Below are 13,546 nucleotides of genomic sequence, written 5' to 3' on the forward strand. Positions count from 1 at the left end.
TTAGCGTTCGTGGGCGAGGGCTGTCGTACTACTCGCTTCTTAGCGCTTCCACGGGGTCTTTGCGGCTTGCGGCGCTCGAGGGGATGAGGCCGGCCAGGAACGTGAGGAACACGCTGATGGCAACCAGGATAACGGCGGCTTGCCACGGCAGCGACGCTACGTCGGCTACGTTGAACAGGGAATACACGATCGCGTTGACGGGGATGCAGGCAAGCGCGGTGGTGCCGATGCCGATAAGCCCGGCCGTGAAGCCCACGATGATGGTCTCGGCGTTGAACACGCGGCTGATATCGCCCTTGCTCGCGCCTATGGAGCGCAGGATGCCGATTTCCTTTTTGCGTTCGAGAACCGAAATGTAGGTGATGACGCCGATCATGATGGACGATACCACAAGCGAAATGGCCACGAACGCCACCAGCACGTAGCTGATCATGTTCACGATGTCGGTAACCGAGGACATGAGCGTTCCTACGAAATCGGTGTACGTGATCACCTTGTCGTCCTGGCCTTCGGTGGTCATGCGATCGTTGTAGGCGTCCAGAATCTCGATGACCTTTTCTTTGCTTTCGAAATCGACAGGATAGATGTCGATAGCGCCTGGTTTGTTGAGGTCGGCGTAGCCCAGTTTCTTGAGGTTGTTGTCATACGAGGCGTCTTCGCTGCTCATGAGCGACATCATAAGCTCGCCCAATTCCTCTTCGCTCATGTTCATCTGGAACGCGTCTTTGAACTTGTCGGGATCGATGGACATGGCGGAGGCCATGTTGGCGGCCATCTGGTTCATCGATTGCTGCAGCGCGGCGGTGACCTGCGTTTGCAGCTCGGTTGCCATGGCTCCCATGTACGTGGTCATAGTCGTTTGCATATAGCCTTGCAGGGCGGTGGCGATTTGAGCTTGCAGGTCGCTTTCCGTCGCAATGCCCGCTGCGGATGCGACGATGATGGCTTGGGCTTCGGGCGTCGCCATGTAATCGGAGAAGCTCTTGTTGAACGCGTCGGGATCGCTAGGGTCGATCGGATGGGTGAGCAGGTACTTTTTGTATCCGGCCATGACGTTATCGACGATGTCGCGGGTTTGCTCGGGCGTGACCTCGAACTTGATCTTCCCGGCGATCTCGTCCATGTTCGGCTCGGGGACCGCTGGCATGTTCTGAAGCCCGGACGACAGGTTGAGCGCATTGGACATGTCGACCGAGAGTTTGCTTTGGTCGATGGTGAATGCCGCTTGCAGGGCGTCGCCGTTAATGGTGAACAGCGAATCCATGGCGAAGCCGCCGTCGTTTTCATCCTCTTCGCCGAAGGGCTTTCCAGTGAACACGTTGGTGCCGGGGTTTGCCAACTGGTCTTTCACGATGGTGCTGTTGGCTGCCTGCTCGATCACGTGGTTGGTGAGGGACGCGGGGTAGTTGATGCCCGAACTGAGCATAGTGGCGGTTGCGTCTTCGCGCGGCTGGACAATGCCTACGATTTTGACGTCCTCGCCTTTCGACGCCAGATCCAGCATGTAGTTGGTGTCATCGGTTTTATCCTTCCAGACGCCGAACTCGTTGTCGCGGACGTAATAATCGGTGGCGTTCACCAGTTTGAACGACACGTCGAGAATTTGATCGTAGGAGGGCTGTTCGATGTCGGTAGGAGCCGTTATCTCTTCTTCTGCGGCAAACTTCTTCACGATGTCGTCAAGTTCGGCCGAGTCGCGAAGGCCCATGGTGTACAGCATGAGGTCGCTGATGGCTCCGTTCCCCGTTAGCACGAGTACGACCTCGTTGTAGTTGCTGGGCCATCTGCCCGCTTTCACGTCGTATTGGCTTTCGTACAGGTCGGGATCGCTGGGCATTTCGTAGAACGTGTCGGTGCTCATGGACATGGACATGAGGCTGTTCGAGCTGGTGGTCGAGCCCAGCCCCAGCGCCGAGAACGATTTGTCCGGGTTCACCTGGCGGAGCTTTTCGGTGTTCGAGCTGTATATCTGCGGCGCGACGTTGTACGTGTACTCGATTGCGTTCGTGTACTGATCGATATCGCTTTCGCCGCTGTCGAAGTACGCCTTGAGCGACGCCAGGTCGTTCGATCCAATGCTTGAAACCATGTTGGTGATCATTTCAGCCACGCGGACAGTGTCTTCTCCGTCGCTTTCTGCGGCTTCCTGACCTGCTGAAACGTCACTCTCAACGCCGGCGGCTCCCAGCATCATCGACGTCATGTCGAATCCGGTGCTTTGGATTTGCAGCGGGTATTCGGACAAGGTTTCTTCTTCGACGTTCTTAATGTAGTTGTTCACGCCGTTGGCAAGCGAAAGGATGGCCGCAATGCCGATGATGCCGATCGACCCCGCAAACGCCGTCATGAGCGTGCGACCCTTTTTCGTCATGAGGTTCTTGAACGACAGTGCAAGTGCGGTCAGGAACGACATGTTCGTTCGGCGTACGGGCTTGTCGCTGACGCGTAGATCCTCCGAACTGGGGTCGAAGGGATCGGTGTCCGCGCGGATAACGCCGTCGGCAAGGGTGACGATGCGGGTAGCGTACTCTTCGGCCAGCTCGGGGTTGTGCGTGACCATGACCACAAGGCGGTCGTTCGCGATTTCAGTCAGCAGGTCCATGATCTGCACCGACGTTTTCGAATCGAGCGCGCCGGTAGGCTCGTCGGCAAGAAGAATTTCGGGGTCGTTGATGAGTGCGCGCGCGATGGCGACGCGCTGCATCTGGCCGCCGGACAGTTGGCTGGGCTTTTTGTTGACGTGATCTCCCAGTCCTACTTTGCGCAGCGCTTCGACCGCCCGATCATGGCGTTCTGCGCGAGAAACGCCTGATAGCGTAAGCGCCAATTCCACGTTGGCAAGCACCGTTTGATGCGGGATCAGATTGTAGCTTTGGAACACGAAGCCGATGCGGTTGTTGCGATAGGCGTCCCAATCGCGGTCTTTGTACTGCTCGGTGGATATGCCGTCGATGATAAGGTTGCCGGAGTCGTAGTGATCCAGGCCGCCCACAATGTTCAGCAGGGTTGTTTTGCCCGAGCCGGAAGGACCCAGAATGGCGACGAACTCGTTATCGCGAAAGGACACCGATACGTTGTCGAGGGCGGTTTGGGTGAAATCGGCTGTAGTGTAGGACTTGCAGATGTTCAGAAGTTGCAGCATGGGGCGCCTTTCAATGCGCGACTCGTTGCCGGGTGCACGGCGCGCAATGTGCGTTTGCAATTAGTTTAGTTTCTATAGTAAATTTTCTCGCTTCGAATAAACCGCGAATTCCCAATCTCCACCGAGTTACCGAACGGTTACCTTGAACATCCTACCTTGGTTTCTTCAAGAAATTCCTTGCGAGGCCCTTCATACACGGCGTCAGCAGCGATAATGACCCTGAACTAACGGACGTGCGAAAGGAAGCGTATGGAACACGAGACAGCCTGGAAAAAGTACGACGAAGCTGACCTGGAAGCTCTTGAGCATCTAGCTGCCGAGTACATCGATTTCATTTCCGAAAACAAAACCGAGCGTGCGTGCGCGGCAACTGCTGTGACCATGGCCGAGGCCGCTGGCTACCGGCCTTTGGCGGCTGCTGTGAGCGAAGGTCGGACGCTCAAGCCGGGCGACAAGGTATGGGCGCTCGCCCATGGCAAGGCGCTCATTTTAGTGCAGTTGGGTGCCGGTTCGCTGACGGCCGGTTTGAACATTCTGGGTGCGCACATTGATTCGCCGCGCCTTGACGTCAAGCAGAATCCGTTGTACGAGGCGAACGACTTCGCGCTTCTGGACACGCATTATTATGGCGGCATCAAGCACTACCAGTGGGTTACGCTGCCGCTTGCTTTGCATGGCGTGGTGGCGAAGACCGACGGTTCCGTGGTGGACGTGCAGGTGGGCGACGATCCGGGCGACCCGGTATTCTGCGTGACCGATTTGCTCATTCACCTGGCGAGCCAGCAGATGGGCAAGAAGGCGTCGGAAGTCGTTGAAGGGGAGGCTCTTGACCTGCTGGTGGGAAACCGTCCGCTTCTGATCGAGCGGGAAGGCAAAGGCGAAGCGACGTCTGAAGCGGCGGACGACAGGCCCGCTTTCGAAAAGCTGGCGGAAAAGGAGCCGGTGAAGGCGTTCGCGCTCAAGCTGCTGGCCGAGAAGTACGACATCGCCGAAGAGGACTTCCTTTCGGCTGAACTGGAAGTGGTGCCGGCCGGTCGTGCGCGCGACTTGGGCTTCGACCGCAGCATGGTCATCGGCTATGGGCAGGATGATCGCGTATGCGCGTTCACGTCCCTGGCCGCGCAGCTGGCCATGGCGGATCAGATGCTCGACAAGGCCGCGGTATGCGTGCTGGTGGACAAAGAGGAGATTGGCAGCGTGGGCGCTACCGGTATGGCCTCGCGATTCTTCGAGAACACGATAGCCGAGGTCATGGAGCTTGCTGGCGAGGGCGGTCCTTTGCCGTTGGCTCGCGCGCTGGCTTCGTCGAGCATGCTGTCCTCCGACGTGTCCGCAGGATTCGATCCTGCATACGCGAGTGTTTTCGAGGCTAAGAATTCCGCTTTCTTAGGTCGTGGCCTGGTGTTCAACAAGTACACCGGCGCGCGCGGCAAGAGCGGTTCGAACGACGCAAGCGCCGAATACATGGCGCGCATCCGCCGCATCATGGGCGATGCCGGCGTGTCGTTCCAGACGGCCGAGCTGGGCCGCGTGGATGCGGGCGGTGGCGGGACCATCGCCTACATTCCCGCCGAGCACGGCATGGACGTTATCGACTCGGGCGTGCCTGTGTTGTCGATGCACTCCCCGTGGGAGGTTACGAGCAAAGCCGACATCTACGAGGCGTTCAAGGGCTACGAAGCGTTTTTGAAGAACGCGTAGCGCGTCGATTCCAAAACTCGTGCGCACGTGGTCGATCGCGTGCGCACGAGTCGATTATATTGCTGGTGCTTCGGCCCCCTTTCCGCTACACTGCTCGCATTGTACGTGCGCGCCCGAGCCGCTGTCCGGTTCGGGCGCTTTCAGATAGCGAGGCGCTTATGGCTCGGGAGCAGTTTGGATCAAGGTTGGGGTTCATCCTCATCAGTGCGGGATGCGCTATTGGGTTGGGCAACGTTTGGCGTTTCCCCTACATTACCGGCGAGTACGGTGGCGCGGCATTCGTGCTGCTGTACCTTCTTTTCCTGGTTATTTTCGCGTTGCCCATTTTGGTCATGGAATTCGCCGTCGGCCGCGCGAGCCAAAAAGGCGTCGCGCGCAGTTTCGACGATCTGGAGCCGCAGGGGTCCAAATGGCACCGGTTCAAGTGGGCGGCTTTGGCGGGCAACTACCTGCTCATGATGTTCTACACCACCGTGGCCGGCTGGATGCTGGCGTTCATGCTGCTCACTGCAATGGGCACGTTCAACGGCATGGACGCTTCCGGCGTGGAAGGCGTGTTCAACGGGCTGTTGGCGAATCCCTTGGAGATGACGGCGTTCATGCTTGCGGTGGTCGTCATTGGCGTGCTGGTGACGCGCGCCGGATTGCGCAACGGCGTCGAGCGCGTTACGAAGCTCATGATGGTTGCCCTGTTCGCCGTGTTGGCCGTGCTGTGCGTCCGCGCGATCACGCTTCCGGGAGCCGAGGCTGGCCTCGAGTTCTATCTCATGCCCGATTTCGGAAAGCTGTTCGCAGGCGGGTGGGGAACGTTTGCCGATGCGGTGTTTGCCGCCATGGGTCAGGCGTTCTTCACGGTTTCGGTGGGCGTAGGGTCCATGTCCATCTTCGGCAGCTATATTGACAAGCGTCATCGGCTGGCGGGCGAAGCCGTGCGCATCGCGGGATTGGACACGCTGGTTGCGCTTATGGCGGGTCTGATTATCTTCCCGGCATGCTTCGCTTTCGGGGTCGAGCCCGGAAGCGGCCCGGGCCTCGTGTTCATCACGTTGCCCAGCGTGTTCGAGCAAATGCCGTTCGGTCAGCTGTGGGGCACCTTGTTCTTCCTGTTCATGAGTTTTGCCGCCCTGTCGACCGTGATCGCGGTGTTCGAGAACATTATGAGCTTCGGCATGGATCAATGGGGCTGGTCCCGTAAGAAGTCCTGCCTGGTGAACGGCATTGCGCTGGCGCTGCTTTCGCTGCCTTGCGTGCTGGGCTTCAACGTGTGGGCCGGCGTGGAGGTGCCGGGCATCGGTAATATCCAGGCCATCGAGGACTTCCTCATGTCGAACAACGTGCTGCCGCTGGGCGCGCTCGTGTTCCTTTTGTTCTGCACGAGCAAGCGCGGATGGGGTTGGAAGGCGTTCGTGGCCGAGGCCGACACCGGCAAGGGCCTTGGCTTTCCCCGGTGGGCTCGAGGATACATGCGGTTCGTGCTGCCCGTTCTTATCCTGGCCGTGTTCGTGATGGGCTACGTGCCTATCGTTCGCACGTGGATGGGGCTTGGATAGCGTCTTTCGCGAACTGCGACGCGAATATTTCTTCATATTCGGAGTTTTCCCGGGCGGAACCTCGCGTTTCCGGCTTTCCCGTGGCTATAATAGCGGATAACACTTGAGTAACGGTTGCTATGCGGGGCGTTCGCGCACGTCGTCCCCTTGCCGACCGTCGCCCGCGCCGGCCGCGCGAGCGAAGCGACATGCCGACAGCAGATGGAGGAGTTCATGGCCTATTATTTCGACGAGCCGTCCCGTACATTCAACGAGTACCTTTTGGTTCCCGGCTACTCGCCGTCTACGTGCGTTCCGGCTGCCGTCAGCCTGAAGACGCCGCTGGTCAGGTACCGCAAGGGCGAAGAAGAGTGCCCCATTTCGCTGAACATCCCCATGATTTCGGCTATCATGCAGGCCGTGTCCGACGACGGCATGGCCGTGGCGCTTGCCACCGAGGGCGGCATGTCGTTCGTGTACGGTTCTCAGTCCATTGAGAGCCAGGCCGCGATGGTGTCGCGCGTGAAGGACTACAAGGCTGGTTTTGTCACGAGCGACGCCAACCTGTCTCCCGACATGACGCTGGCCCAGGTTGTAGAGCTGAAGGAGAGGCTTGGCCACTCCACCATGCCCGTGACCGAGGACGGCACCGCTACCGGCAAGCTGCTCGGCGTGGTAACCGAGCGCGACTACCGCTTGTCCCGCATGTCCTTGGACGAGAAGGTCGCCGATTTCATGACTCCGCGCGAGAAGCTGATCGTGGCCCCGGTCAGCACGTCCCTGAAAGTGGCGAACGACATTATCTGGGATCACAAGCTGAATTCGCTGCCTATCGTTGACGAGGACGATCACCTGGTCAGCCTGGTGTTCCGCAAGGACTACGATTCCCATAAGTCCAACCCGAACGAAATGCTGGACGACCACAAGCGCTACATGGTGGGCGCCGGCATCAATACGCGCGACTACGCCGAGCGCATTCCCGCGTTGGTGGAAGCCGGCGTTGACGTGCTGTGCATCGACAGCTCCGAAGGCTACTCCGACTGGCAGAAGTTCACCATCGAATGGGTGCGCGAGCACTACGGCAACACCGTGAAGATCGGCGCGGGCAACGTGGTTGACGCCGAGGGCTTCCGCTTCTTGGCCGATGCAGGTGCCGACTTCATCAAAGTTGGCATCGGCGGCGGTTCAATCTGCATCACGCGCGAGACGAAGGGCATCGGCCGCGGCCAGGCCACGGCCACCATCGAGGTTGCCGCTGCGCGCGACGCGTACTTCAAGGAGACGGGCGTGTACGTGCCCATCTGCTCCGACGGCGGCATCGTGTACGATCACCACATCTCGCTGGCGCTGGCCATGGGCTCCGACTTCGTCATGCTGGGTCGCTACTTCGCACGCTTCGACGAGAGCCCGTCGAACAAGGTGATGGTGAACGGTTCGTACATGAAGGAGTACTGGGGCGAAGGCTCGGCGCGCGCTCGCAACTGGCAGCGCTATGACCTGGGCGGCGACAAGAAGGGCATGACGTTCGAAGAGGGCGTCGACTCCTACGTGCCGTATGCCGGCGCTTTGAAGGACGGCGTGGCGCTTACGCTTTCCAAGGTGCGCTCCACCATGTGCAATTGCGGCGCGCTTACCATTGACGAGCTGCAGGACAAGGCGAAGCTGACCATCGTGTCCAGCACGTCCATTGTGGAAGGCGGCGCGCACGACGTTCTGCTGAAGGACAAGACCCCCTACGTGAGCAACACGAGCCACTAGGGCGCGGTCGGAAAAACGGATTCGCGAGCGGGGCGGCCTTCGGGTCGTCCCGCTTTTTTGACGCGCCGAGCACGGTGCAAAGGGAGTGCTCGGCGCGTCGGGCAGGGTGGGCGTTTCGGAGTCGGGCGCGAATCGCTCGATCAGTCTTCCCGGGCTTCCACGCTGGGATTCGCGTGAATGATGGCATGGAGTTCTTCGATGTAGCGCAGCAGCAGCGGGCTGGGGCGTCGCTCGTTGTGCATGATGTAGCCGACTTGCATGCGCTCGCCTTCGTCGGTATCCAAGGGGATGCTGGCTATGCCGGATTGCATTTCGGCCGAAAGCACGCCGGTGGACAGTGTGTAGCCATTATGGCTGGTCAGCAGGTTAGTGAGCGTGCCGCGGTCCGAAATGCGGATATTGCGCGCGTGCGGAAGATAGCTCAGGGGCTCTTCGGAATAGTAGAACGAGTTGGTGGTTCCCTGCTCGAACGAGTAACGCGGGAAGGGTGCCAGGTCGTCGGGCGCGATGCGGTCGCGCTTCGCAAGCGGATGGTGCTCGCCGACGAACACGTGGACGTCGGCGTCGAAAAGGGGCGCGTACGCCACATCGGCGTCGTCGAAGGCTTTTTGCAGGACGCGTCGGTTGAAGCTGTCGGTGTAGAGGATGCCTACTTCGCTGCGAAACGCCCGCACGTCGTCGATGATCTCCGCCGTGGTGCTTTCTCGTAGGATGAATTCGTAGTCGCAGGCATCGCATGCTTCCACTACGTTCACGAACGCCTGCACGCTGAACGCGTAATGCTGCGTGGACACGGCAAGACGCAGGTGCGCGGCTCCCTTGTTCTGGTAGCGCGCCTCCAGCATGTCGGCCTGTTCGACCACTTGGCGGGCGTACCCCAAAAGCTCCGTGCCGTCATTGGTGAGGGTGACGCCGCGGTTGCTGCGCGTGAACACGGTGATGCCCAGTTCGCTTTCCAGTTCTTTTATGGCGGTGGACAGGTTCGACTGCGAGGCGTACAGGTTTTGCGCGGCGGCGTTGATGGATCCGTATTCTGCGATGGCTATTAAGTAGCGGAGCTGTTGAAGCGTCATAAGGACCCCTTTCTTCGTTCTGGTCGCTATTCTACCGGGTTATCGTCAATATCGATAGCAAAGCATCAAAACATTGAATGACTTATATGGTTGTATTGAGCGGCTGTTCGTGGTTTCATGCAATACGCTGCTTCGCGCGCAAAACGATTCGGCGCATGCGGGCGTTTCTTTCTTCAGGGAAGCGCGCGCCGCGCAACTCGGCGAGTCGTTTGAGCGATTTCGGTCGACGGTGCGCGGCGGCAGCGCGAAAGACGAAACGAACAAGGAGCATTTCATGGCGAAGGACATCCCCTACGATCAGAAGTACTACGATCCGGAGATCGAGTGCATGCCGCGGCCCCAGCTGGAGGAGCTGCAGCTGCAGCGATTGCAGGATATGGTGGCCTACGCGTACGAGAATACCGTGTACTACAAGCGCGCGTTCGACGAGGCCGGCGTGAAGCCTTCCGACATCGAAACGCTTGAGGACATTGCGAAGTTCCCGTTCATCGACAAGAAGACCGAGCGTGAAACGCAGCACGTGGGAAGCTTCTTCGGCGAGATGTGCTCGGTGCCCGAGGAAGAGGTCATCTTCATGGCCACGTCTTCGGGTTCCACGGGCGTGCCCACGGTGAGCCCGTTCACGCAGGAGGACTTCGACCTGTGGCAGGACACCGAGGCGCGTCTGTTCTGGCAGGCTGGTATGCGCCCGAACGATCGCTACGTGCACGCGCTCAACTTCGCGCTGTACGTGGGCGGCCCCGACGTCATCGGCGCGCAGCGGCTGGGCGCGCTGGCCATCTGGGTGGGCGCGGTGCCGTCCGACCGTCTGCTGTTCGTGCTGAAGCAGTACCAGCCGACGGTTATCTGGACATCGCCTTCGTATGCATGGCATTTGGGCGAGGTGGCGAAGGAGAAGGGATACGACCCGCGCACCGACTTCAACATCCACACCATCATCGTTGCTGGCGAGGCGGGCGGTTCCATCAAATCCACGCGCGAAAGCATCGAGGACTTGTGGGGCGCGAAGGTTGTTGACTTCTACGGCCTGTCCGACATTTACGGTGCATGCGCTGCGGCGTGCGAGGCCCACGACGGCCTGCACATCGTGGAGGACCAGATTCTGGTCGAGACGGTGAACCCGAACACGGGCGAGGTGCTGGCTCCGGGCGAGACGGGCGAGCTGGTGTACACCACTTTGAGCAAGAAGGCGCGCCCGATGATTCGCTTCCGTACGGGCGATATCGGCTACGTGAGCACCGATACGTGCGAGTGTGGCCGCACGCTTGCACGTATTCACATTACGGGCCGTAAGGACGAGATGTTCATCGTGAGCGCCGTCAACGTGTTCCCGAGCGATATCGAGTTCGTGGTGCGCGGCCTGGAAGGGCTGACGGGCGAGTATTCCATTCGCGTGTACGAGCAGGACTTCACGTGCAAGTACGAAGTGTCCGTGGAGCGTGCGCTGGGTAGCGACGAGCCTTACGACGAGGTGGCGAAGCGCACGATGGCGGCCATCAAGGCGCATGTGGGCGTGCGTCCGCAGAAGGTCATCGTGTATGATGCGGGTAAGCTGGGAACGTCGTCGGAGCACAAGGCGTCGCGCTTCGTTGACGAGCGCAGCTGCCAGACTCGATAGGGAAGGATTCTACCCATGGCTAACACCTTTGCAGTTTCCGGTCAGCACTATCTGTTCAACGTGCAGACGTTCGCCCATGTGGTTCTGGCTTTGGGCGGCGATGCGTACGCGTATGCGCTGCGCGATCGCAGCACGCAGGGCGTCATCGATGATGTTGCGTCGGGGAAAAGCCAGCTGGGCGTGCTGTTTCAGACGTCGGCTTCCGCTGAAACGCTGAACGCTGCGCTTGACGAAGCGGGTCTTGAATTCGTGGAGCTTATCGAGTCGGCCCCGCGCGTTGCGCTGCCGGCCAGCCACCCCATGGTGAACGCTGCCAGCCTTACTCTGGAGGATATGGAGGACTATCCCTACTTGTATTTCGAGCAGGACGAGGATTCTCCGGTTGCCTTCGCCGAAGAGGCGCTTGCGGGCGTGCCGCGTGCCAAGAGCATTGCCTGCACCGACCGCGCGTCGCTTTCGGAGCTGATCGTGGCACTGAACGGCTATACGGTGACGAGCGGCATTTTGGTGGGTATTTCCGACGGCGCCGGGCTGAACACCGTGCCGCTTGATACCGATGTGTCGCTGCACTTGGGCTACGTGGTGCGCAAGGGCGAGCAGCTGGATGAGAATGCCCAGCGTTTCGTGGACACGTTGAAGAAGAACCTGGTCAAGTACGCTCGATTCTAAGTAGGTTGCCGTCGCGTGTAGGCGAAACGGCAGCTCTTGAAACGAGGGGGACGGGGGCGGCGATGCCGCGCTCGTCCCCCTCGTTGTTTACTCGTTGTCGTTCGGATGGCGCCTGCCGGCCAGGTCGCGAGCCTCTTCGCTCACGACGGGTCCCGCGTGCGCGCCGCGTTTTTCCAGCACGCGTTCGCGCCGCGCTCGTTCGGCGCGTGCTTCGCTGGGGCGCGGACGGTCGGCTTGCTGCGGGGCGGTTTCGCGCGGGGCTTCGGCTTTGGAGAAGCCCATGCGGATGCCGATGTATTCGCTGACCAGCAACACGAACAGGATGCACATCACAATGAGGTAGCCGATCACCGCGCCGGGCAATCCCGTGAAGTTCACCAGCAGGATGGGAACGAACAGTGAGAATCCGAACGTGATCAGGTACAGGCGCGTGACGGCCTTCTGGCGGCGCAGCACGGTGATCACCTGGTACAGGAAATCGATAGCTGCCGTTACCCCGCCTGCGGCCAGCATGATGAAGCACAGGCCGCGGAATTGCTCGAAGTCAAGGCCGTACATGAAGCTCATCAGGGGAATGCCGATGGTCGCCATAACGCCTGCCACCACCAACGTGATGGCAACGATGACGGCCAGCGCGGCCACGATGGTCAGATCGAACCGCTTCCGCTTGCCGGGGTCGGCCCACGCTTCGGCCATGCGGACGAGCATCGGCTTGTAGATGAGGCCGATGGTCAGCAGGATGGCCTGGGCGGGGAAGTACAGCGCGTTGAAGTACAGCTGGTTGTCGTAGCTGAGCACGCCTTCCATCACGAATTTCGGCATGTTGTCGATGAGCGCGTACATGAACAGCGCTGCGAACAGAGGGAAGCACTGCTTGAACAGCGCACCCACGTTGCCCATGCTCACGCGGCGCGATTTCGGCGTTTCGAACAGGGCCAGCGGAAACGTGAGGAACAGGAACGTGGCGGCGGCCACCACGGCCATGGCGATGCAGGCAACGCCGAGGTTGCGGGTGATCAGCAGCACCAACGAGAACACGATGAACACGGCGACCGAGCGAAACGCTTGGGAGATTCCGGCAAGGTAGAGCTTGTCCACTTGCTGCAGGCGCCCCTCGTACACGTCGGCTAGGCCGTCGATCATCTTGTAGAGGTACACGCCCAAGCTGATGGTCAGCATGTGATCGGTGTATCCGCGAATCGAGCAGTACGCCACGCCGACAACCACCATGAGCGCGCACGTGATCCAACGGTTTACCTGGTAGTCCGCGAACGAGTGCTCTTCGGCCAGGTCGGACACTTGAAAGGTTCGCACGCCGTAGTTGGCAAGGATCATGAGCAGCGTGCCGGTGACGAACGCCAGCGAGAACATGCCGGCTTGCTCGACGCCCACCAGCTGCGTGACCACGATGGTGAGGAAGGGAAACACCATGCCCCACGTAGCGATGCCCAGCGTGTTGCACACGTAGTCGCGCGTGGTGCGTCCGGCGGCGTATTCTTCTTGCTGCGCCGAGAGGGAGCGTTCGGATACGGCCCCCAGAAGCCGGTTGCACCAGTGGTTGACGGCGCGCGTGATGAAGCTGGGCTTGCGAGGCTTTTTCGCCGCGCGACGTGCGCGGTTCCCGCGCTGATCGGAGGCGCTGTCGGGCTGTGTTTGCGGGTTCGGATCTTGGGCGCTGCGCCTGGTTGCGTGCAGCGGCGCGCGCTCGGTCGCCTCGTGCTCGGGCGCGGTGCGTTGATGGAGCGCCCGGGTGGGCTGGCTGCGCTGTTCTTGTTCGGAGTTGTTCCGCGGCATGCGGTCCATAAGCTGCGTCGAGCTCCTTCGCTGCGTGTGTCGTTGTCTCTCCTTGAGCATTATAGGGGTCGTGCGCAGTTGGTCCCCTAAGATTCATAGCAGCAGCAAACGAGGGCGTGCGCGTCCTTGCGCGCTTGCGTCTGGCCGTGCTGGGCGCGGTTGGAGGTTCCGCGCCTGTTGCGACACGGGCCGGGGCGGCTCCGTTCGAGACTGTCCCCCTGTTCCCCTGTTCCCCAATCGGGGGAGTTTGACGGCTGGTCGT

General features: G+C 60.3%; 8 protein-coding genes. 5 read left to right on the forward strand and 3 right to left on the reverse strand.

The features are described from left to right. Nucleotides 1–28: 28 nt before the first annotated feature. A complete protein-coding gene (locus LG373_RS11310) occupies nucleotides 29–3,142 on the reverse strand; it encodes an ABC transporter ATP-binding protein/permease (RefSeq protein ID WP_225749820.1) in 3,114 nt (1,037 codons plus the stop codon). A gap of 249 nt (nucleotides 3,143–3,391) precedes the next feature. Between LG373_RS11310 and LG373_RS11315 the strand changes: the two genes are divergently transcribed. The 3 genes from LG373_RS11315 to LG373_RS11325 all read left to right on the forward strand — a co-directional run bounded on the left by LG373_RS11315 (nucleotide 3,392) and on the right by LG373_RS11325 (nucleotide 8,130). Continuing rightward, nucleotides 3,392–4,843 carry an aminopeptidase gene (locus LG373_RS11315; protein ID WP_216528708.1) on the forward strand — a complete coding sequence of 484 codons (1,452 nt, stop codon included), beginning with the start codon at nucleotides 3,392–3,394 and terminating at the stop codon, nucleotides 4,841–4,843. A gap of 158 nt (nucleotides 4,844–5,001) precedes the next feature. Beyond that, nucleotides 5,002–6,393 carry a sodium-dependent transporter gene (locus tag LG373_RS11320; RefSeq protein WP_114566169.1) on the forward strand — a complete coding sequence of 464 codons (1,392 nt, stop codon included), beginning with the start codon at nucleotides 5,002–5,004 and terminating at the stop codon, nucleotides 6,391–6,393. 213 nt (nucleotides 6,394–6,606) lie between these two features. Continuing rightward, complete coding sequence (locus tag LG373_RS11325) at nucleotides 6,607–8,130, forward strand: IMP dehydrogenase (RefSeq protein WP_225749821.1); 1,524 nt, start codon at nucleotides 6,607–6,609, stop codon at nucleotides 8,128–8,130. A gap of 140 nt (nucleotides 8,131–8,270) precedes the next feature. On the opposite strand, the gene LG373_RS11330 is transcribed toward LG373_RS11325, so the two are convergent. After that, a complete protein-coding gene (locus tag LG373_RS11330; protein ID WP_114566171.1) occupies nucleotides 8,271–9,203 on the reverse strand; it encodes a LysR family transcriptional regulator in 933 nt (310 codons plus the stop codon). A 274-nt stretch (nucleotides 9,204–9,477) separates the two neighbouring features. On the opposite strand from LG373_RS11330, the gene LG373_RS11335 reads away from it, so the two are divergent. Together LG373_RS11335 and LG373_RS11340 are read left to right on the forward strand one after the other, a co-directional pair. Continuing rightward, complete coding sequence (locus LG373_RS11335; protein ID WP_114566289.1) at nucleotides 9,478–10,821, forward strand: phenylacetate--CoA ligase family protein; 1,344 nt, start codon at nucleotides 9,478–9,480, stop codon at nucleotides 10,819–10,821. A 15-nt stretch (nucleotides 10,822–10,836) separates the two neighbouring features. Beyond that, nucleotides 10,837–11,490 (forward strand): LysR family transcriptional regulator substrate-binding protein, encoded by a 654-nt coding sequence (locus LG373_RS11340; RefSeq protein WP_225749822.1) that lies wholly within the window; start codon nucleotides 10,837–10,839, stop codon nucleotides 11,488–11,490. Nucleotides 11,491–11,577: 87 nt separating this feature from the next. Here the strand turns inward: LG373_RS11340 and LG373_RS11345 are convergent, their stop codons facing one another. Beyond that, nucleotides 11,578–13,293 carry a lipopolysaccharide biosynthesis protein gene (locus tag LG373_RS11345; RefSeq protein ID WP_225749823.1) on the reverse strand — a complete coding sequence of 572 codons (1,716 nt, stop codon included), beginning with the start codon at nucleotides 13,291–13,293 and terminating at the stop codon, nucleotides 11,578–11,580. Nucleotides 13,294–13,546: the final 253 nt, after the last annotated feature.

Origin of the sequence: Paraeggerthella sp. Marseille-Q4926 (genome assembly GCF_916618935.1) — a bacterium.
GTDB lineage: Bacteria > Actinomycetota > Coriobacteriia > Coriobacteriales > Eggerthellaceae > Paraeggerthella > Paraeggerthella hominis.